The sequence below is a fragment of the Enterobacteriaceae bacterium Kacie_13 genome (assembly GCA_013457415.1).
In the GTDB taxonomy this organism is placed as follows: domain Bacteria; phylum Pseudomonadota; class Gammaproteobacteria; order Enterobacterales; family Enterobacteriaceae; genus Rahnella.
Window position 1 is genome coordinate 3,122,160 of the sequence record CP045665.1, and the last position, 21,425, is coordinate 3,143,584.

Here is a 21,425-nt window from a genome sequence, read left to right on the forward strand (position 1 = left end):
AACAGAGGGTACAACGATGAGTGTAGATGCACAGGAAAGCGGCCAAAGCCCGGGGGGATTTCTTCAGTGGGTTGAGCGTGTAGGGAATAAAATTCCTAATCCATTTTTACTGTTTGTTTATCTGATTGCGGTGCTGATGATCGCCAATGCGTTGATTTCATGGCTGAATATTACGGCGGTGAACCCCAGCAACGGCGAAATCATTCACGTTAAAAATCTGCTAAGCGCGGAAGGGATCCAGTGGATTCTGCCGAACGTCATTAAGAACTTCAGCGGTTTTACGCCACTGGGGTCGATTCTGGCACTGGTAATTGGCGCGGGTCTGGCGGAGCGCGTCGGGCTGTTGCAAAGCCTGATGTACAAAATGGCGTCGAAGGTCAGCGCCCGCTACGCCAGCTACATGGTGATTTTTATCGCGTTCTTCAGCCATATTTCATCCGACGCGGCACTGGTGGTGATGCCGCCGCTGGGCGCGCTGATTTTTCTGGCGGTCGGGCGTCATCCGGTCGCCGGTTTGCTGGCAGCCATCGCCGGCGTCGGCTGCGGATTCACGGCTAATTTGCTGATTGTGACGACCGATGTGCTGCTGTCAGGCCTGAGTACCGAAGCGGCGAAAGCGATCAATCCGGCGGTGCAGGTGAGCGTGATCGACAACTGGTACTTTATGGCCGCGTCAGTGATTTTGCTGACTATCGTCGGAGCCGTCCTCACCGATAAATTCGTAGAACCGCGCCTGCCGGTGTACCGCGGCGAGCGCAACGAAGAGATGAAAAAACTGACACCGTTGCAAAACCGCGGACTGATGGCGAGCGGTATTGCGGCGCTGGTGTTCATCGGGCTGGTGGCATTGCTGGTGGTGCCGGAAGCCGCGCTGCTGCGTAATCCAAAAACCGGCGGCATTATCCCTTCACCTTTTATTCAGGGCATTGTGCCGCTGATCATTTTGTTCTTCTTCGTGATTTCCGTGCCTTACGGCATGGTGACCAAACAGATCCGCAGCGCCAGCGACGTACCGGATTTACTGGTCGACCCGATGAAATCGATGGCCGGCTTTATCGTAATGATTTTTCCGCTCTCCCAGTTTGTAGCGTTTTTTAACTGGAGCAATATGGGGAAATTTATGGCAATCGGCCTGACGGACGTGCTGGAAAATCTTGGTATGACCGGAATTCCGGCGTTTCTCGGACTGATTTTTCTGTCGGCATTACTGTGCATGTTTATCGCCAGCGGCTCGGCGATCTGGTCGATCCTCGCGCCGATTTTCGTGCCGATGTTTATGCTGCTCGGCTTCCATCCGGCGTTCGCGCAGATTGTTTTTCGCGTCGCCGATTCCTCGGTTATCCCGCTGGCTCCTATGTCGCCGTTTGTGCCGTTATTCCTCGGTTTCCTCCAGCGGTACAACAAGGAGGCGAAGCTTGGCACCTATTATTCGCTGGTTTTACCGTATCCGATTGTATTTTTCGTGGTGTGGTTGCTGATGCTGGTCGGCTGGTATCTGCTCGGTTTACCGATAGGACCGGGCGTTTACCCGCATCTTTAACTGAATCATAAACGTCCCATCCGTCGCATGGCGCGGTGCCATGAGCCGTTACGTACCGCCCAGCGCAATAAGCGCGCGATGTAACGAGTACCAAAACGGACAGAATTGCGTTTCAACGGGGAAAGGGAAATCCCCAGCTGTTTCGACGCCCAGTCAGGCAGAAGATCGACTCCCGCCTGAATCAGCAGGCTGCCTGCCGGTTTCGCCAGATGGCTGGGCGCGGGCGCGTTCTGCAACAATCTCACCACTTCCTGTGTCCGATCGTCACAGCGCAGCTGCGGGCGCATCGCCTGTAAATAAGCGTCGACCGCTGATACGCTGTCCGGCACTTTGGCCGAACCAAGACTTTCCGCCACCCGTGCGAATTCCTGATAATAGCGGTTTTGATCCGTCAGACTCAGGGCCGGGTTACGGTAACGCAGATGGGATTTTAGAAAACTGTAGGCTTCGGTGACATGCACCCAGACCAGTAAGTCCGGATCGCTCGCGGCATAAGGCGTGCCGTGCGCATCGGTACCGGTCACCCGTAAATGAATGGATTTTACTTTGTCGATTAAAGCATTAGCGTCGCCTGTTGGCGCAAAAGTGGTGCCGGAAACGAACTGGCTGGTGCGCCGCAGACGGCCCAGCATGTCTTCGCGAAATGAGGAGTGATCCCAGACACCGGCGAGCGCCAGCGGGTGAAGCATCTGCAACAGCAACGCACTGACGCCGCCGCACAGCATGGAAGTAAAATCGCCATGAACCCGCCAGGTCACGCTTTCCGGCCCAAACAGACCCGGGTTACCTGCCGGTTTATCAAAGTCTATACCGCCTAACGCCAGGCCCGAAATACTCAGCACCTGGCGTTCAATTTTACGTCTTAACAAGGATTTGATGCTCAACATCCGTCAGTGTGCAGCAGTGCTGACAACCGTTGCTTTGCTCAGCTGCGGCCAGATTTTCAATACGACATCAATCAGCTGATTCAGCTCGGCGGCGGTCGCACCGTCACGTGCCTGAACCGAGAAGCCCTGAATGGTGCAGGCGAGGTATTTCGCCAGCAGTGCGCTGTCAGTGACAGACGTGAGTTCCCCAGACTGTTTTCTTTTCTCAAAGAACTCGAACAGCGAACGCTCCTGAGAGAGATGGCGTGCACGCAGCATTTCTGCAATATCCGCAGAGGATGAGGACATCCCGGAAGAGGCGCTTATCATAAAGCAGCCGCTTGGCGTGTCGCAGTCAGTAAACAGCTCTGCGATAGCACGCAGGTACTGGCCGATGGTTTCCTCAACGGACAAATCTGTTTTACTCAGTAAACATGAGCTCTTTTCGTAAAAGTTAGTCAGATAATGTTCAACGGCGGCGCGAAATAAACCTTCTTTGTTACCGAATTCAGCATACAGCGTGGGAGCCTTGGCACCTGTGGCTTCGACCAAATCCGCTAATGACGTGGCCTCATAGCCGTGGCGCCAGAATAAATTCAAGGCCTTGCTCAGAGCAGTTCCTCGGTCGAACTGTTTTGGGCGACCGCGACTTTTCCGGACCAAAGCCGTCTGTTCAGTGCTCATACACCCTCCTTCCATCACCATTGTGATTATGGTTGTTTAAACTTTTCGTTATAAGTTTTCATGAGATAAGTTTTCATGACAAAATAACTTAACGATCATTATTAAAAATAGTTGCGCATAAGTCCAGCGGAGATTATCATTTAATTATCGAGCGATAACAAAATCACTCAAACCCGCAAAGCTGCACAAGCTACAGGCGTTTTTACACGGTACAAACCCAGGACGTAACATCATGAGTAATCTTAAAATCCTTCTTGCAGTTCTGGCTTTAACCGCTGTCCCGGTTGCCAATGTTGCCGCACAGCAGGTTATCATGATGCCTTTACTGAGTCAGGAAGTGGCTATGGTCAATGTGACCGGGGACAGCAATTTCTGTAAACCCGGTACCTATGTGAGTAAAAAAGTTTCACAAGGCCGTATCCCGACGTCTCCGACTCAGCCACCTGCACCTTCAACCTCGGGTCATCAGCCCGCTTCCATCTACTACTAAGGAAGACCGGCTGACTGACGGAAGAATGTCAGCGCAGGAATAACGATAGGGCGGCTCTGGCCGCCTTATCTTTTAACGCCACACCCTCTTCTCTTTATCCGTTAAGAAGATGCCCCAGTTTTAACATCCCCGCCGGTCAGAACCAATCATTAACTTAGCGATCATTAAAGATTCATTCAGCACAAAATTGGATAAGGGATGTTTCATCAGTTAGAGCGAATCATTTTAAAAACACAAAATTAACAAAATCAAAACAAACACCTACTTTCATGTGACTCACGTCACAGCACAATAAGTTAACGCCCATTAAAAAAACATCTTGCACAAACCGTAGCCAACCTCTAACATTAACTTATCGAACGTTAACTAATAAATAACGTTCACCCGAAAACTGAGGCTTCAGTATCAGACGCCCCGAAAAAAATGAACGAACAGGATCAGACATTATGAAAACCATCGCAATGACCGTCGCAGCACTGACACTCGCTACCGCATCTTTCTCTACTCTGGCTGCGACTGAAGTTCAGTCCGCCCCCGCAGGCCAGCAAGTTGTCGGTACCATCAGTGCTTCTTCAAACGGCAGCCTGAGCACTTTGCAGTCAAAACTGAATGCCAAAGCAACAGAAGCCGGTGCAAGCTCATATCGCATCATCGGTGCTTCCGGTGAAAACCATCTTTACGGTACGGCTGAGCTGTACAAATAAGAATGAAGAATGCGTTAGCGAATTGTTCCGCATAATTAGTTAACGATTAGTAAATAAATTAGTTGCACAGAATGTGATCCAGGTCTAAGATTTAATTATCGAACGTTAACAAATAACGTCGGACCTAAAAATCATCTGCTGATAAACAGAATTAAAAGGAATACTTCATGAAAAACATCACTATGACATTAGCCGCAATCGCCCTTGCTACCGCATCATTTTCAACACTGGCTGCAACCGAAGTTCAGTCTGCACCAGCCGGTCAGCAAGCTATCGGTGTGGTAAGCGCCACCTCCGGCAATAACCTGACCAGCCTGCAAAACAAGCTAAATGCTAAAGCCAGCGAAGCTGGTGCAAGTTCATACCGCATTATCGGTGCTTCCGGTGACAACCATCTGTACGGTACTGCCGAGTTGTATAAATAAGCACGCAGGATCATCGCAACAAGGGTAAACAGCATTTAACTTATCAATTAATAAATTAAATGTTCAATCGGACAGAAGACAGCTTTGCACATTAAATGAACGTTGATGACAACGCCTGGCAAAGCTTAAAACCACGAATTGAGGAAATTATCATGAAAAAAATTACTATGACTCTCGCCGCTCTCGCACTGGCAACCGCTTCATTCTCGACCCTGGCCGCGACAGAAGTTCAGTCTGCACCAGCCGGTCAGCAAGCTATCGGTGTGGTAAGCGCGACCTCAGGTAACAGCCTGACCAGTCTGCAAAATAAACTGAGTGCAAAAGCCAGCGAAGCCGGTGCAAGTTCTTACCGCATTATCGGTGCTTCCGGTGACAACCATCTGTACGGTACTGCTGAGCTGTACAAATAAGCCCAGTTGGTGAATTAAGCAGTAAGCAGAAGAGGCGGCGTTTGCCGCCTTTTTCGTGTCTGCTGTTTAGAAAAACATCGACAAACTCTCGCAACCTCTTCTGTTTATGCTACATTTTTGTCTTCTCTTTCTAAAAAAGCCCCTTTCCCAATGTAATGATCCTCATCACTGACAGTTTTCTTTCTCCCTGTTGCCTGTGTGCAATGCGGGGTTTCTGTTATTTAAGATGAGAATCTCTCTTCATGAACACGTTACTTATTGCGCTTTTACGCGCATTGCGAAGTCATCGCTGGCTGCGGCTGCTGGGCTGTGCGTTTATTTTGTCGTCTCTGGGAAATGGCCTGACGCAGGTGGTCGTTTTTGGTCAACTGTTACGCTGGAGCGCCTCACCAGCGACACTGACTCTTGCCTACATGCTGGCGATGCTCCCAGGTTTTCTGGGCAGTCTGTGGGGGGAAACCTTATGCCGGAAAATGTCCCCAATGAAAATCCTTATCCTTACCGAAGTGCTCGGCCTGCTGGCGCTGGCCATGCCGCTGTACGGTCTTCTTTCGCATAACATTCCGGCATTACTGGCCGTGCAATCAGCAGAAGCGTTATTTAACGGAATGAGTTATCCCGCTCTGACGCTGATATTTAAACGCGGATTACGCCCTGACGAACTGCCCGCCGCCACCGCAATGGAAACGCTAATTTTTGCCTCACAGGTTTTACTGGGTACCGGCGCAGGCGTTTTGCTGTTTGATGTCCTTTCCCCCCTGAGTTTGCTCGCAATAGATGCGTTGAGTTTTGCAACATCCGCCGGATTACTTTTATGCACTACCGCCGTTTTTAAAACTTTGCATCAGCCAGATGATGCTCAACCGGGGGACGAAAAACTGCGCTGGCAGAATTTATCGCCTTTGCAACGGCGCAGCATTCTGCTTTTACCAGCACTCGCCGCCGTGGGCTCTCCGGCAATGGCACTTTTACCGGCGCTGGCTCAGGAAATCCGACCCGACGCCGCGCCCGGTTTGGCACTGCCACTGCTCTTTGCACGCAGTCTCGGACAACTTTGCGGCCCGCTAATGCTCAGCGCTGACAAGCTCCGGCATTATTCTGGGAGTAACTGGCGATTGTTGTTATGCCTTGGTATTTTTCTCGGATGCTACTTTCTGTTGCCCCTGTTCGCAAACTGGCCGAGTATCGGGCTGACGTTAGTATTCAGCGCGCATCTGGCTTCCAATATCGTGTTCGCTCTGGGCACTTTCAGTGTGCTGCGATATTTCCCCGGCGGTCAGGTGGCAACGGCCAGCGCAATGGCCTGGCGGGGACAAGTGCTAATCGCCGCAGTTGCGACAGGACTCGCCGGTTTACTGGCGCAGAATCTGGGTGCAGCGATAGCCCTGTACGGAGTTTCCCTTATGAGCCTGATGGGTGTGGCGGTGGTTCTTTGGCGTTATCGCTGGTAATGGAATAAAAAAGGCAGGGATCACTCCCTGCCTTTCATTCATCTGAACCCAATCAGTTCGCCGAGCTTTTCAGCTGGTTATCCTGCTGATACTGCTCCAGCGCCAGTTCAATCAGGCGGGTGATGAGAGAGCTGTAACTCAGGCCGCTGGCTGCCCACAATTTCGGATACATACTGATGTTGGTGAAGCCTGGTAATGTGTTGATTTCGTTTATCACCACGTCGCCCTGCTCGGTCAGAAACACATCGACGCGCGCCATACCGCGACATTCCAGAACCTGAAATGCCTGAAGTGCGATTGCACGGATGCGGTCGTGCGTTTCCTGCGGCAAATCCGCCGGCACCGCAATCGATGCGCCAGATTCGTTGATGTACTTGGTCTCGTAAGAATAAAACTCATCATGCAGGATCACCTCGCCACACACGCTGGCCTGCGGATTGTCGTTGCCCAGTACTGCACATTCAATTTCACGGCCTTTGATCGCCGATTCCACCAGCACTTTATGATCGAAACTGAACGCTTCATCCAGCGCACGCTGGTAAGCCGCTTCGTCGCTCACTTTGCTGACGCCAACCGAAGAGCCCTGATTAGCAGGCTTGATAAACAGCGGAGTGCCGAGTTTTTGTGAGACGTCTGCAAAGGTGTTTTTCTGACGATTAGTGCGGGTCAGGCAGACGAAGGGCGCCACCGACAAACCCGCGTCGCGCAGTAAACGCTTGGTGACGTCTTTATCCATGCTGACCGCCGAGCCGAGTACGCCGGAGCCGACAAACGCGATATTAGCCATACGCAGCAGGCCTTGCAGTGAGCCATCTTCGCCGAGCGTACCGTGCACAATCGGGAAAATGACGTCCACCTGCGACAATGCGCTGGCGCTGTGGGTCTCGATCAGCTGATTTTCGGTCTGGCCAGGGATTAGCGCGACCTGATTATTCGAGCGGTTCAGGGCAATCAGCGACGGATTCTCAGCATTGATCAGGTAGTTGCTGGCATCATTAATGTGCCATTCCCCTTTTTTATCGATGCCTAACAGCGTGACATCGAACCGCTGTTTATCTATGGCATCGACGATATTTTTCGCCGACTGCAACGACACTTCATGTTCTGCTGATTTACCGCCAAAAATAATGCCTACCCGTAATTTACTCACCTGCTGCTCCTTGCCACCAGCGTGACGGCTGGTGGCGAAATATTTCTGTTAACAAGAGATCTAGTCGACGACAAATAATTTCGCGCCCACCGGCGTCGATGATCGATGCGCTTCGGCGTTGTCCGCTACCTGATAACTCATCCCCGGCGAAAGCGTAAAAGTACGCCCGTCCTCCAGACGCGTATGCAATTCCCCTTCCATGCAAAACAGCACGTGGCCTTTGCTGCACCAGTGATCCGCTTCATAACCGGCGGAATACTCCACAATGCGCACGCGGATATCGCCAAACTTTTGGGTACGCCACAGCGCCATCCCCACATCGCCCGGATGTTGAGTCGGCGTGACCTCACTCCAGTCCGTCGTGCAAAACGGAATCGCATCAAGTTTCATGAGTTTCTCAGTGTCGGAAAAGAAGGAAAGCCAGCATAAAAGTGACTGCTGCATTTATCAATCGCTTGCTGAAACAAAACATTGGGAAAGAAAATCGCCCGCGCGCGAAAAGTTACGTAAAGACGATTAATCTCAGAGACAGGCCACAGCCCGCGCGCCCTGCGGCCTGTGCGCGGATGATAAAATTTCGCCAAAAGACTGTGTTGCGGAAGGTGTCTGTGCGACAGACTTCACATTTTATCGACTATGCTTATTGTTCGAATGAGACAGCGGAAACAAAACGCAGTAAGGCGTACGCACCTCAATTCCAACGCGCGGCTGATTTTGAAAAGCGGCGCGCCACAAAACAAGGAGCAACACATGCCATATCAAACAATAAATCCGTTCAACAACAAACTCATTAAAGAATACCAGACCCACAACGACAAGCAGGTTGAGGAAGCGCTGGCGACCGCACATGCCCTGTATAAATCAGACTGGGCGCAAGGTGATATTCAGCAGCGTGTGAAAGTGCTGCATAAACTCTCAGATATTATGTCGTCACGCGTCGATGAACTGGCGAAAGTGGTCAGTGTCGAAATGGGTAAACTTATCGAACAAAGCCGCGGTGAAGTGCAGATTTGCGCCGATATTGCGAAATTCTACGCCGAGAAAGCAGAAGAATTCCTCAAACCTGTGCCTTATAAGTCAGACCTTGGTGAAGCCTGGGTGGAACACCATCCGATTGGCGTGATAATGGCCGTTGAGCCGTGGAACTTCCCGTTCTACCAGCTGATGCGTGTACTGGCGCCAAATCTGGCTTCCGGTAACAGCGTGATTGTAAAACATGCCAGCATCGTGCCGCACTGTGCGGAAACCTTCGAGAAGCTGGTTGCCGAAGCCGGCGCACCAAAAGGCGCGTATACCAACCTGTTTATTTCGCAGGATCAGGTAGCCTCCATCATTGATGATGACCGCGTTCAGGGTGTCGCGCTGACCGGTTCAGAAAAAGCCGGTGCGATCGTTGCTGCCCGCGCCGCCGGTAAGCTGAAAAAATCCACGCTGGAACTCGGCGGGAACGACGTGTTTGCGGTCCTGGACGATGCGGATATCGACAAAGCCGCGAAAGCCGGTGCGCAGGCGCGAGTCTCCAACGCAGGTCAGGTGTGTACTGCCGCCAAACGTTTCATCATTCATGAAAAAGTGGCCGATGAATTCCTGAAAAAATTCACCGAACACTTCAGGGCGCTTAAGATGGGCGATCCGCTGGATAAGTCCACTACGCTGGGGCCGTTGTCCTCTGCCGATGCGGTGAAAACGCTGAGCAAGCAGGTTGACGAAGCCGTGAAACACGGCGCCAAACTGCACTTCGGCGGCAAGAAAGTCTCAGACAATCCGGGTAATTTCTTTGAACCGACGATCCTGACCCACATTACCCGCGATAATCCGGCCTATTTCGAAGAGTTCTTTGGCCCGGTCGCGCAGGTTTACGTGGTGAAAAATGATGAGGAACTGGTGAAACTTGCCAATGACTCACATTACGGCCTCGGTGGTTCGGTATTTACCAAAGATATGAACCGCGCCCGTAAGCTAGCGAGTCAGATAGAAACCGGCATGGTGTATGTCAATTCACCGACCGATACCGCCGCCGAGCTGCCATTTGGTGGTGTTAAACGCTCCGGTTTCGGACGTGAGCTGTCAGATTTGGGGATCAAAGAATTCGTGAACCAAAAACTGGTCGTGCTGGCCGCTAAGTCTTAACCTCTCCCGTGGTACCTCCCTCTCCGCCCGGAGAGGGAATTCTTCTTCCCTTGCCTGTCTTTCGTGATCCCTTGATTCACAACAAAGCGGTATGCCTGCGTCCCTCTCTATAATCGAGGCCGTTTGTCTTCCCACTGGTGAATCACATGGCGTATGAACTCAATCTCGACTGGCCAGCGTTTCTAGAAAAATACTGGCAGAAACAACCTGTTATCATTAAAAAAGCGTTCACAAATTTTGTTGATCCGATCACTGCGGATGAGTTAGCGGGCCTTGCGATGGAACCCGAAGTGGACAGCCGTCTGGTCAGCCATGCGAACGGCCTGTGGCAGGCGAGCAACGGACCTTTTGAACATTTCGATAATCTTGGTGAAACCGGCTGGTCACTGCTGGCTCAGGCAGTTAACCACTGGCATGCACCGTCTGCCGAACTGGTTCGCCCGTTCCGTGTACTGCCGGACTGGCGTCTTGATGACCTGATGATCTCCTATTCCGTGCCGGGCGGCGGTGTCGGTCCACATATCGACCAGTACGATGTGTTTATCATTCAGGGAATGGGCAGCCGTCGCTGGCGCGTCGGTGATAAATTGCCTTTGAAGCAGTTCTGCCCGCATCCGGCGTTACTGCACGTTGAACCGTTCACTCCCATCATCGACGAGGATCTCGAGCCAGGCGACATTCTGTATATTCCGCCGGGCTTCCCGCACGACGGTTTTACTCATGAAACAGCGATGAACTATTCCGTCGGTTTCCGTGGTCCGAATACCCGTGATTTCATCAGCAGCTTTGCGGATTATGCTTTAGAAAACGATCTGGGCGGTGACCACTACAGCGACCCGGATCTGACGCTTCGCGATCACGTTGGCAAAGTGGAGGAGTATGAGCTTGAGCGCGTACGCAACATGATGCACGCGCTCATCAATGAACCGGAAGAGTTCAAACAATGGTTTGGGCGTTTCGCCACCACGCCGCGTCATGAACTGGATATCGCGCCTGCCGAGCCGCCGTTTGAAGCCCATGAAATCGTCGATGCACTGATGCAGGGCGACAGCCTGACGCGTCTGAGCGGCCTGCGCGTTTTAAACGTCGGCGACCGTTTCTTCGTCAACAGCGAAGCGCTGGAGACCGAAAATACAATCGCCGCGGATGCACTGTGCCGTTACACCCTTATCGGCAAAAAAGAGCTGGGAAATGCGTTGCAGGATCCGGAATTCATCGCCGTGCTCACCGAACTGGTGAATCAGGGTTACTGGTTTTTTGACGATTAATAACCAGACTTGCTGATAACAAAAAGGCGGCATCCGATAGACGCCGCCTTTTTTCACTTCGTTTTCGCTACGGCCTGTAGAGCTCGACCGGTGTTTTCGATTTCCGTTCTTCCGGCTCGAACAAATCAATTTCTTCGCCATGAATATATTTTGCCCGCAGCATCGCGGAGATCTTATCCATGGTCATCACAATCACCACCAGAATCAGCGTGATAAACATCACGACATCCCAGTTCCACAGACGCATATTCTCGGCATACACCAGACCAATCCCTCCCGCGCCGACAAAACCGAGCACAGCGGCTGAACGGGTATTGGACTCAATCTGATACAGCGAAAGCGCGAGAAATGTCGGGAAGGATTGCGTGAAAATACCGAAGCGATGGGTTTGCAGCGCAGATGCCCCCAGCGCCCGCAAGCCGCGACTCGGTGAGCGCTCAACGGCTTCATGCCCTTCAGCAAACAACTTGCCGAGCAGCCCTAAATCTTGCATCACAATCGCCAGCACGCCAGCCAGCGGCCCCATACCGACGGCGCGGACAAAAATCAGCCCCCAGATCGCCATATCCAGCCCACGCAGAACGTCGAGAAGACGACGGATAATCAGAGAAACGGGTTTCAGCAACGGCGTTGACATCACATTTCGCGCAGCAAGAAAAGACAGCGGCAGCGCAAGGAAAGAGGCGGTAATAGTGCCGGCAAATACGATCGCCAGCGTAATGGCAATCTGCGAAAAGTAGTACTTGAACGGCCATTCGGACACGTTGTGCCACACAAACATCCGCAGAAAATAGCGCCCGACTTCGCGGGTGCCGCGCACCATTTCATGCCATGGAATGCCGAAATAGCTGAAGAAATAAACGTAATACAGGGCGATGCCAATGGCCAGTATCATAAGATATCGCAGATAGCGGCGCTGCGCGGCAAACAGGTGCGCGTGTTGCTGCTTCAGACTGTTCACAACATGAGGTTCGAGTGCATCAGTTAACATCAGAAAGTGCCCTCCACCACGCGTTTGCGCAGTTTGCCTGAAAGATAATCCATCGCCGACACCACCAGGATAATCAGCAGTAACGTCATGCTGACCTGGTCATAACGGTCAAGTTTAATTGAGGTCATCAGCTCCTGCCCGATGCCACCGGCACCCACCAGCCCGAGGATGGTCGACTGGCGGAAATTAATTTCCAGACGCATGAAGCTGTATGATAAAAAAATCGGTTTAACCTGCGGCCACATGGCAAAACGCATCCGCTGTAAACGCCCTGCACCGCAGGCGCGCAGACCACGGACAGGTTTGTCCGAGGCAGTTTCAATGGATTCGTAGAACAGCTTAGTGAGGCTGCCGACGGTGTGTAACGTCAGCGCGATAAAGCCCGGGATCGCACCGACACCAAACGCCATTACACACATTACCGCCCAGGCCAGTTCCGGCATGGTGCGCAGGAACGCGACAAAGGTGCGGATACTGAATTTCAGCCATTTTGGCGAATCGGTATTATTGGCCGCGAGAAATGCCAGCAGCACAGCCAGCGCGGTGGATAAAATCGTCGAGGAAAGCGCCAGCTGAATAGTTTCCCAAATCAGCGGCAGCTGAATATTCAGCCTGTAACCCCAGTAAGCGAATGAACCTTCTGTATGTCCGTCGGCGAATAATAAAGACCAGTGCAATACCGGCACTGTTTCGCGAATATAATCTAAGAAACTCGGTGCGGAGATAATAATGGTTTTAAGATTCAGTTCAGAAACATTACCTGACCACAGATATAAGATCAGCATAATCCCGGACCAGATCAGCGCTTCCCGCTTTTGCTTACCGCGTATCTGTTGATAATAACGATTGAAGTCTTTATTCAAAATAATATTTCCGGTTGCAGATAATCATTATTCCTCCCCCTGCGAAGGGGGAGGTCAGGCTTAACGACCGCCTTTCGTCAGTTCGCGCTTCATATCGATAATCTGCTGATATTCCGCCAGTGACGTTTCACCGATATGCTGTTTACCACCGACTGCTTTCACGAAGCAGGCGTGGTCTTCTTTGTCCAGTTTCTTAATGGCAGACACCAGTTTAGCTTTAAAGGCTGGCGGCAGATCGCTGCGCACTAAAACCGGGCCGTTAGGGATCAGCGGAGATTCCCAGATGATACGGATTTTCTTCATCAGATCCGGGTGGTCCATGCGGATCATGCGGTTGAATGCCCCCGAGGTATAACCCGTTTCGCGATCGCCGATCATCGAAGCCCAGGTTACCGCGCCTTCAAACTGGCCGTTCAACACGCCCAGGATATCCTGCTCATGGCCGCCGGAGAAGGTCACGCTGGAGAAGAAGTTGTTATATTTGTTGTCGGTGGTGCCGCCAAATTCTTTCTTGAAAGTCTGGTTCGGGATCAGGTAACCGGAAGTGGAATCCGGGTCAGCGAAGCCGAATGATTTGCCTTTCAGGTCAGACAGTTTCTGGTACGGGCTGTCGGCTTTAACGACAACAACAGAATGATAACCACGTGATTTATCCGCATCGTCGATAACAATACCGACCAGGTCTACGGCTTTCGGGTTATTGATATAGACAGAGGCGAAAGACGAAGGCGACATGCTTAATACCATATCAACTTTCTTGCCTAATAAACCCTGGATAACACCTGAGTAATCTGAGGAATTACGCAGTTTGGTATCCACATTTAATTCTTTATCGAAGAAATCTTTGACGCACTGATTATCACCAATTTGCTGAGTGGCATTCTGGCCGCCCAGAATACCTAAATTTAATTCTTTCGGCGCATCTTCTGCCATGCTGTGCATTGCGGTAAAAGAACCTGCTACAAAGACTGCCAGACGTAATAACTTCTTCATGTAATGGTGACCTTGTGTAGATTGAGAGAAAGTAGAAATAAGGACTGCAAAAATAATAACGTTATATTTTAACTGTTCACTGCTTCGTGCTCTTCACCGTATAACTGATGCAGAATGCCATCAGTTAACTGATCCGGATGACCATCGAAAATAATCTGCCCTTTGGCAATGCCAATGACGCGGGTGCAATAATCTTTCACCAGTTCGACTGAATGCAAATTCACCATTACCGCGATATTTTCTTCGCTGACTTTCTTGAGCGCATTCATGATACGCAGGGTATTTTTCGGATCGAGCGAGGCGACCGGCTCATCGGCCAGCAGAATTTTTGGGTTTTGCATCAGCGCACGGCAAATCGCCACGCGCTGCATCTGACCGCCGGAAAGGTTTTCAGCACGCTGCAAAGCATGCGGCAACATATGCAGCCATTCGAGCAGTGAAATCGCCCGGGCGCGGTCTTCATCGTCGAACTGGTTAAAGAAAGATTTGAAGGTGGAAGTATGGCTGAGTCGCCCGAGAAGCACGTTGGTCAGCACATCAAGACGCGGTACCAGACAGAAATCCTGAAAAATCATGCCGCAACCGGAACGCCAGCGGCGCAGCGCTTTACCGGTCAGTCCCGCCAGTTCCTGCTGTTCACCGTTTTCGTAATGACACACCACGCTACCGTCTGTTAACGGGATAGTACCGTTGAGGACGTGCAAGAGCGTGGATTTCCCCGCGCCGGAACGGCCAATGACCGCGACAAATTCACCGGCATGGAGATCAAAATTAATGTCATTCAGGACGCGCTGACCGGATTTGTAGGATTTCACCAGGCCTTTGACGTCGAGTACTTTGTTCAGATGCTGCGGCCCGGCCTGAGGATATTCAGCCTGTGCCAGCTTAAGTTGTGCCTGCGCCATGTTGCTGTCTCTCGGTTGCTTTCATTATCTGGCGTTCATTAAGCGCGAGTTTTATGACACATCAATGACGATTTAATGGACAGCGCGTGACAAAAAAAGACGAGATTAAGTCTATGATTGGAGGGGTGCCAAATGCGCATCACGTCAAAAAAGGAAGATGAAATGGATAATCAGACACTCATCGCCGCATTGAAAGAGATTGCCGGCAGCCGCCATGTTCTCACAGGAGACAGCAACACCGAGCGCTACCGTAAAGGCTTTCGCTCCGGCGGAGGCAAAGCGCTGGCGGTGGTTTTCCCGCAGACGTTGCTGCAACAGTGGCAACTCCTGAAAGCCTGCATCGCCGCCGATAAAATTGTCATTATGCAGGCCGCCAATACCGGGCTGACCGAAGGTTCAACGCCCAGCGGCGAGGATTACGACCGTGATATTGTGATTTTCAGCACGCTGAAGCTCGATCAAATCCAGTTGCTCGACGGCGGCCATCAGGTAGTGGGTTTCCCCGGCAGCACGCTCTATAAGCTGGAAAAAATGCTCAAGCCTTATAACCGCGAACCGCACTCGGTGATCGGCTCGTCCTGCATTGGTGCTTCTGTCGTCGGCGGGATCTGCAATAACTCAGGGGGTTCATTGGTTAAGCGCGGCCCCGCGTATACCGAAATGGCGCTTTATGCACAGATCAATGAGCACGGCGAACTGCAGCTGATCAATCATCTGGGCATTAATCTGGGCGACACGCCGGAAGAGATCCTTAACCGCCTGGAAAGAGCCGACTATCATGAAGCCGATATTCAGCACGATCAGCGGCTGGCGTCCGATCATGATTATGCAGAACGCGTGCGCGAAGTGGATGCCGATACGCCATCACGCTTTAACGCCGATGAGCGCCGGTTGTTTGAGGCGTCAGGCTGTGCCGGAAAGCTGGCGGTCTTTGCGGTACGTCTGGATACCTTCCCGGCAGAAACCCAGCAGCAGGTATTTTATATCGGCACCAACGACACCGCCGTCCTCACCGAGCTGCGCCGACAGATCCTGCGTGACTTCGCCAATCTGCCGGTGGCAGGTGAATATATGCATCGCGATATTTTCGATATCACCGAGGTCTACGGCAAAGACACGTTCATGATGATCGACAAACTCGGCACCGACAAAATGCCGGACATGTTTACCGCCAAGGGCAAGTTTGACGCGCACATCAGCAAAGTCCCTTTCCTGCCGAAAAACTTCAGCGACCGCGTGATGCAGTGCCTGAGCAAAGCCCTCCCCAATCATCTCCCGCCGCGCATGAAGCAGTACCGCGACCGCTTTGAACATCATCTGTTGCTGAAAATGTCCGGTCCGGGCATCGATGAGGCACGCAACTTCCTGACCCGTTTCTTCAGCGACGGTCAGGGTGATTTCTTTATCTGTTCCGCCGACGAAGGCAAGAAAGCGTTCCTGCACCGCTTTGCCGCAGCCGGTGCTGCCGTGCGTTATCACGCTGTACATGAAAAAGAGGTGGAAGATATTCTGGCGCTGGACATCGCGCTGCGCCGCAACGACCGCGACTGGTTTGAAACCTTGCCGGAGGACATAGACAATCAGCTGGTGGCAAAACTCTATTACGGGCATTTCATGTGTCACGTTTTCCATCAGGATTACATCGTCAAAAAAGGCGCGGACAGCAAAGCACTGAAACACCGGATGTTGGAACTGCTTGATGCCAAAGGCGCGGAATATCCCGCCGAGCACAACGTCGGGCATCTATATCTGGCGAAGCCTCATCTGAAGGAGTTCTACCGGCAGGCCGATCCGACTAACAGCTTCAATCCGGGGATTGGCAAAACCAGTAAACTGAAGAATTGGCAGGAGTAATTCGAAAGCTGGATGACCGGAAACACGGTTAAAACAGAAGTAATTTGAAACCCCCAACGCTCCCCTTCACAGGAGAGAGTTGGGGCTGAGATCAGTCAGTGATTAAAACAACTTCGTTCCATAACCCCACATTAATACCGTCAGCGCGAGCAATAATTCGAGAACCAGAACCCCCATCGCCAGCGTTGAACTGGAAAACAGGAAGCCTTCACGGCGGTCAATATTGAGGAAGTTTGGAATGCCGAGATACAGCAGATAGCCGCTGTAGCACAAACCAATAATCCCGACGAACAGGCATAACCAGACCATCGGATACAGCGCGACAATCCCGCTGAGAAACATCGGTGTGGCAACGTAGCCGGCGAACACGATACAGCTGTTGAGTGTCGGGCGGCTGTCATAGCGACGCGCCATCCAGTAGATAATCCGCCCCATCAGGGCGACAGCGCCTAACATCAAAACATAAAAAATAACGGCGATATAAGACGCGGTGAACATGGAAACCAGCAGTTTCTGTCCGTCACCGAAATTCCAGCCAAGCTGAGTTGTACCGATAAAGGAACAGACAACCGGGATAAGTGCCATCAGCAGCACATGGTGAGAATACACATGTGAAACGGTTTCCCGTTCACGCTGGATTTGTTGCAGTTCGGGACCGGGATGGGACATCAGCCCCCAGACATGATTAACCATGAAACACCCCCTTGTACGCCGAAAGCCGCCTGCGGCGTGCGAAGATAAGCCTTCGGTAATGCCCGGATATCATGTCTTGCAGGGGCACAGAGAAGGTGGCGACTTGCTTATATTATAGCCGTTATTGAACACTCTGCTGATACAGCCAATCCCCTGCGCAAAGGGATTGACTGTATCAGGGACGTATCTGATGGATTAATGGATAAAGCGGGCGGCGGTAAAGGTGACCCCCACCAGTACGAGCATAAGACTGACATTCCACTGGATTATTCGACTAAAATTCTGATGCTGCGTTGCTATGTTTTCCGCAAACATAGCGTGGTTCCTGGCAAGAGTGACATCAATTGCACTGAGTCTTTCATCCATTCTGACGAAACGTTGGTCTATCTTTTCAAAGCGCAGGTCTATCTTATCAAAGCGCTGATCGATTTTTTCAAAACTCGCCTCCACACGATCATTCAGTTCCGTTACTACCTCCTTGATATGACATACCTGCAGTTCCAGCTTACCCACGCGCAGATTGGTGTCAGTGACGACGTCAGTCAGCTTGCTCACCTGTTGCTCCACCTTCCCCATTCTGATATTGAGACCTGCTATTTCCTCGCTATTTTGAATCACTTGTTTTTCGATATTATTGATCTGGTTTTGCATTAACTTTCTCCTTCGCATTTTTCCCTTAGGTTCTTCCGGACAGGCTGGCACGCCAGGCAGATGGAGCATCGGATTGACGGACGAGATTTCCAGTGTTCTGAGTGGGTACATGCTTTGTTATCCTTCACGTAAATTCCTGTTCAGATATCCTTATTCCGCAGGCAGTGTGCACTGTACAAAAACCCACCTCAAATCAATTTATTACTCGTTTAAAGCACGAATGTTTATGTATCAATACCTGGGAAACTTACATTGGCCAAACCAATAAATATCAAATAAAATAGCCAGTTACGTGGCCATGTTACGATTCCAGTTTATCGGTAAAAGCAATTCAGTGATGCTGCGGACGGCCAGGGTTTCAATCGGGTTGACTTCATCCGGCGTGAAGAAGGTCCATTCCCCTGTAACGACCGGTTACGGCAGGCGAAAATCACAAGAGTGTCTATACTCAAGGTGAAATATCATTGGCTTAGCAGCGCGGGCCGGTGAAGGCTAAGAGTGAATTAAGGAAAAAACATGAAAATTATTCTGTGGATTATCGCCATTATCTTTATTGTCGGCTTACTAACCCTGACAGGGGTATTTAAACTGATTTTCTGATTGTCGCGTCCGAAAACTGTCCCTGCATAAACGAAAAAGTCCGGCCTCTGCGCCGGACTTTTTTCGTTTTTATATCGGAGCGCGAACTAGTCCTGTGCCTCTTCTACGCTCGGCTGCGACTTCTGCTGATCTTTCTGTTTACGGTAGTTTTTCGCAATCTGCGGAACAGGCACGGTTTTGCCAGTTTCCATCCAGGTGCGCAGACGGTTGGCATCCGCAAAGGCGGTGAATTTCCCAAAGGCGTCCATAACAACCAATGTCACCGGTTTGCCGTTGATAGTGGTGCGCATCGCCAGACAGTGCCCGGCGTCATCAGTGTAGCCGGTCTTGGTCAACTGAATGCTCCACGACGGGTTCATGATCAGATGGTTGGTATTTCTAAACGGCAAGGCGTAAGCAGGATGGCTGAACACGGCGGTTTTCTCCGACGTAGTGCTCAGTTCGCCAATCAGCGGATAACGCTGTGAGGCCAGCAGCAGACGGGTTAAGTCACGCGCCGTCGAAACGTTACGCGGCGACAAACCGGTCGGTTCGACGTACCGGGTATGCGTCATCCCCAGAGATTTAGCTTTCGCATTCATAGCATTAATGAAAGCAGAATATCCGCCCGGATAATGCGCAGCCAGACTGGCCGCCGCACGATTTTCTGAAGACATCAGCGCCAGCTGGATCATCTGACGGCGGGTAATTTCACTGTTGAGTTTTACACGGGAGAACACACCGCGCATTTCAGGCGTATTGCTGATATCGATATTAATGACTTCATCCAGCGGCAATTTCGCATCCAGCGTTACCATGGCGGTCATCAGTTTGGTCAGGGAGGCAATCGGCCTCACCTCATCGGGATTTCGGGAATAAATTACTTCGTGGCTCTTAAGATCTACCACCATAGCACTGCCGGAAGCAATTTGAACAATCGGGGCGACAGCCTGCTCTTGCTTTGCAGCAAAGGCGGCGGGGGCAGACAACATGCCGGTGTTTAACGCGAGTAAGCTCAGAACTAAAAGACGAATTTTCACATGCATTGCTCTGTATTTAAGAAAGTTGTCATAAATTCATGTCGAAACAGCCGCCGAATTATAAGTTAGGTGAATAGTCTTAGCACTCGCAATTTGCATGTGTATTTGTCACAAAGTCTGTCACGCAAGCCCCGCAGACTCGGGTTTGGCGAGTAAGCGAGCACTTGCCTGACGATGGAAGATACCCCTCAGAGATTTACAGCGCCGGTTTGAGCTGACGGCTGTAAGGGCGAACAGATGAAGGCATTACAAAAGGATAAAAAAAGGGAAGCTTAATAAGCTCCCCTGCAGATCTACCAATTAATGTTATTGATTTTCAATCAGATAACCGATCTCCTGCCCGTACGAAAGTTCAAGTGTATTGCCGTCGGGGTCATCGAGAAAAGCCCAGTAGCCGACCGGCGCGCCGGAATCCGTCGGTTCCTGACGCAAAACGCCTGCCGCGCGTGCTTCGGCCAGTTTGGCATCCATCGCTTCTTTCGAGGCGCAGGCCACGCCGAGGTGACCGAACGGGCCGAGTTGGGTGTCTTTAGAATCAGGGTCTTCCGCCAGAACGATAGCGAAGTGACGGGTCATGTCACTCAGCCATGCGACGGGTCTGGCGCTCGTGCCTCGCTCTCCGCGCCGGTGGATGACTTTCATGCTGGCAAATTGCTGGTAAAACGCGATGCTGGCATCGAGGTCTTTGACAGCAAAGGCAATGTGGCTCAGGCCGATATCGTTGTTTTCCATGATACTTCTCCATTTTTAAGCGTTGCCGCGTGGAGAAGTCAGGGAAGGAAATCACCGGTTGATGCGTTCGGCGATGTCCTTCGACGTATTCAACACGCGCACTTCAGTAAATAACTCTGTCGCTTCGGCGTACTCTTTACGCAAATAGCCCAGCCACTGTTTAATGCGGGCGACGTGATACAAACCGGTATCGCCCTGCTTTTCGAGGCGGGTGTATTTTTGCAAAAGGGTCATCACATCCGGCCACGGCATTCGCGGCGCGTTGTACTTCACCATCCGGCTGAGATTGGGAATATTCAGCGCGCCGCGTCCGAGCATCACCGCGTCACACCCGGTAATTTGCATACAGGCTTGCGCACTGGCGTAATCCCAGATTTCACCGTTGGCTATCACCGGAATGCTCAGACGCTGACGAATTTCCCCAATCGCCTGCCAGTTAATCCGCTCCGCTTTATAGCCGTCGTCTTTAGTGCGGCCATGCACGGCCAGCTCGGTTGCGCCGGCCTGTTGCACCGCATCGGCAATCTCAAAACTGCGATCGAGAGAATCCCAGCCGAGACGGACTTTCACCGTCACCGGCAGATGCGCTGGCACCGCGGCGCGCATGGCTTTGGCTCCCTGATAAATCAGCTCCGGATCTTTGAGTAACGTTGCGCCACCGCCGCTGCCGTTGACCATTTTCGACGGACAACCGCAGTTGAGATCGACACCGTAAGAACCCAGTTCGACGGCACGGGCGGCATTCTCAGCCAGCCATTCGGGATATTGCCCGAGCAGCTGCACGCGAACTCGCGTTCCGGAAGGCGTGCGGCTGTCGTGATGTAATTCGGGGCACAGGCGGTGGAAAACTTTGGCGGGCAGCAGTTGATCGACCACACGCACAAACTCAGTGATGCACAAATCATAGTCGTTCACTTCGGTCAGAAGTTCACGAACCAGGGGATCAAGTACACCTTCCATCGGAGCCAGTAATACGCGCATTGCAGTTCAACCCTTAAAAATGACG

At 51.6% G+C, this 21,425-nt stretch carries 22 protein-coding genes; 9 read left to right on the forward strand and 13 right to left on the reverse strand.

Annotated features, from left to right (window positions below; translation table 11 throughout):
* Positions 1-16: 16 nt before the first annotated feature.
* A complete protein-coding gene (abgT, locus tag GE278_14270; protein ID QLK61868.1) occupies positions 17-1,540 on the forward strand; it encodes a p-aminobenzoyl-glutamate transporter in 1,524 nt (507 codons plus the stop codon).
* 5 nt (positions 1,541-1,545) lie between these two features.
* Here the strand turns inward: abgT and GE278_14275 are convergent, their stop codons facing one another.
* Positions 1,546-2,427, reverse strand: coding sequence for a DUF2236 domain-containing protein (locus tag GE278_14275; GenBank protein QLK61869.1), 882 nt, complete (start codon positions 2,425-2,427; stop codon positions 1,546-1,548).
* 3 nt (positions 2,428-2,430) lie between these two features.
* A complete protein-coding gene (locus tag GE278_14280) occupies positions 2,431-3,090 on the reverse strand; it encodes a TetR family transcriptional regulator (GenBank protein QLK61870.1) in 660 nt (219 codons plus the stop codon).
* Between the two features lie 232 nt (positions 3,091-3,322).
* On the opposite strand from GE278_14280, the gene GE278_14285 reads away from it, so the two are divergent.
* The 5 genes from GE278_14285 (at position 3,323) to GE278_14305 (ending at position 6,570) form a co-directional block, all read left to right on the forward strand.
* Positions 3,323-3,580, forward strand: coding sequence for a hypothetical protein (locus tag GE278_14285; protein ID QLK61871.1), 258 nt, complete (start codon positions 3,323-3,325; stop codon positions 3,578-3,580).
* Positions 3,581-4,026: 446 nt separating this feature from the next.
* A complete protein-coding gene (locus tag GE278_14290) occupies positions 4,027-4,284 on the forward strand; it encodes a DUF1471 domain-containing protein (GenBank protein QLK61872.1) in 258 nt (85 codons plus the stop codon).
* Between the two features lie 167 nt (positions 4,285-4,451).
* On the forward strand, positions 4,452-4,709 hold the full coding sequence (locus tag GE278_14295; GenBank protein ID QLK61873.1) for a DUF1471 domain-containing protein: 258 nt from the start codon (positions 4,452-4,454) through the stop codon (positions 4,707-4,709).
* Between the two features lie 152 nt (positions 4,710-4,861).
* The gene (locus GE278_14300) at positions 4,862-5,119 is read left to right on the forward strand and encodes a DUF1471 domain-containing protein (GenBank protein QLK61874.1); all 258 of its coding nucleotides are present in this window, start codon (positions 4,862-4,864) and stop codon (positions 5,117-5,119) included.
* Positions 5,120-5,361: 242 nt separating this feature from the next.
* Positions 5,362-6,570 (forward strand): MFS transporter, encoded by a 1,209-nt coding sequence (locus tag GE278_14305; GenBank protein QLK61875.1) that lies wholly within the window; start codon positions 5,362-5,364, stop codon positions 6,568-6,570.
* A 52-nt stretch (positions 6,571-6,622) separates the two neighbouring features.
* Here GE278_14305 and ddlA read toward each other — a convergent pair whose 3' ends face one another.
* Both ddlA and GE278_14315 read right to left on the reverse strand, forming a co-directional pair.
* The gene (gene ddlA / locus GE278_14310; protein QLK61876.1) at positions 6,623-7,720 is read right to left on the reverse strand and encodes a D-alanine--D-alanine ligase; all 1,098 of its coding nucleotides are present in this window, start codon (positions 7,718-7,720) and stop codon (positions 6,623-6,625) included.
* 60 nt (positions 7,721-7,780) lie between these two features.
* Positions 7,781-8,110 (reverse strand): hypothetical protein, encoded by a 330-nt coding sequence (locus tag GE278_14315; protein QLK61877.1) that lies wholly within the window; start codon positions 8,108-8,110, stop codon positions 7,781-7,783.
* 360 nt (positions 8,111-8,470) lie between these two features.
* Here GE278_14315 and GE278_14320 point away from each other — a divergent pair, with 360 nt between their 5' ends.
* Both GE278_14320 and GE278_14325 read left to right on the forward strand, forming a co-directional pair.
* Positions 8,471-9,850 carry an aldehyde dehydrogenase family protein gene (locus GE278_14320; protein QLK61878.1) on the forward strand — a complete coding sequence of 460 codons (1,380 nt, stop codon included), beginning with the start codon at positions 8,471-8,473 and terminating at the stop codon, positions 9,848-9,850.
* A gap of 146 nt (positions 9,851-9,996) precedes the next feature.
* Entirely contained in the window at positions 9,997-11,118 is a 1,122-nt protein-coding gene (locus tag GE278_14325; GenBank protein QLK61879.1) for a cupin domain-containing protein, read from the forward strand.
* A gap of 67 nt (positions 11,119-11,185) precedes the next feature.
* On the opposite strand, the gene phnE (GE278_14330) is transcribed toward GE278_14325, so the two are convergent.
* The 4 genes from phnE (GE278_14330) to phnC all read right to left on the reverse strand — a co-directional run bounded on the left by phnE (GE278_14330) (position 11,186) and on the right by phnC (position 14,870).
* Positions 11,186-12,109 (reverse strand): phosphonate ABC transporter, permease protein PhnE, encoded by a 924-nt coding sequence (phnE, locus tag GE278_14330; protein ID QLK61880.1) that lies wholly within the window; start codon positions 12,107-12,109, stop codon positions 11,186-11,188.
* On the reverse strand, positions 12,109-12,972 hold the full coding sequence (phnE, locus tag GE278_14335; GenBank protein ID QLK61881.1) for a phosphonate ABC transporter, permease protein PhnE: 864 nt from the start codon (positions 12,970-12,972) through the stop codon (positions 12,109-12,111). The genes phnE (GE278_14330) and phnE (GE278_14335) overlap by 1 nt, the downstream gene beginning before the upstream one ends.
* A gap of 60 nt (positions 12,973-13,032) precedes the next feature.
* The gene (gene phnD, locus GE278_14340; GenBank protein QLK61882.1) at positions 13,033-13,965 is read right to left on the reverse strand and encodes a phosphonate ABC transporter substrate-binding protein; all 933 of its coding nucleotides are present in this window, start codon (positions 13,963-13,965) and stop codon (positions 13,033-13,035) included.
* A gap of 68 nt (positions 13,966-14,033) precedes the next feature.
* A complete protein-coding gene (phnC, locus tag GE278_14345; GenBank protein QLK61883.1) occupies positions 14,034-14,870 on the reverse strand; it encodes a phosphonate ABC transporter ATP-binding protein in 837 nt (278 codons plus the stop codon).
* 162 nt (positions 14,871-15,032) lie between these two features.
* On the opposite strand from phnC, the gene GE278_14350 reads away from it, so the two are divergent.
* Positions 15,033-16,724 (forward strand): D-lactate dehydrogenase, encoded by a 1,692-nt coding sequence (locus GE278_14350; protein ID QLK61884.1) that lies wholly within the window; start codon positions 15,033-15,035, stop codon positions 16,722-16,724.
* 102 nt (positions 16,725-16,826) lie between these two features.
* Here the strand turns inward: GE278_14350 and GE278_14355 are convergent, their stop codons facing one another.
* The 5 genes from GE278_14355 to dusC all read right to left on the reverse strand — a co-directional run bounded on the left by GE278_14355 (position 16,827) and on the right by dusC (position 21,400).
* A complete protein-coding gene (locus tag GE278_14355) occupies positions 16,827-17,417 on the reverse strand; it encodes a DUF1282 domain-containing protein (GenBank protein ID QLK61885.1) in 591 nt (196 codons plus the stop codon).
* A 195-nt stretch (positions 17,418-17,612) separates the two neighbouring features.
* Entirely contained in the window at positions 17,613-18,137 is a 525-nt protein-coding gene (locus GE278_14360; protein QLK63302.1) for a hypothetical protein, read from the reverse strand.
* Between the two features lie 617 nt (positions 18,138-18,754).
* Positions 18,755-19,687, reverse strand: a complete 933-nt coding sequence (locus GE278_14365; protein QLK61886.1) for a D-alanyl-D-alanine endopeptidase — start codon at positions 19,685-19,687, stop codon at positions 18,755-18,757.
* Between the two features lie 306 nt (positions 19,688-19,993).
* Positions 19,994-20,419 (reverse strand): VOC family protein, encoded by a 426-nt coding sequence (locus GE278_14370; GenBank protein QLK61887.1) that lies wholly within the window; start codon positions 20,417-20,419, stop codon positions 19,994-19,996.
* A 51-nt stretch (positions 20,420-20,470) separates the two neighbouring features.
* Positions 20,471-21,400, reverse strand: a complete 930-nt coding sequence (gene dusC / locus GE278_14375) for a tRNA dihydrouridine(16) synthase DusC (GenBank protein ID QLK61888.1) — start codon at positions 21,398-21,400, stop codon at positions 20,471-20,473.
* Between the last annotated feature and the right edge of the window lie 25 nt (positions 21,401-21,425).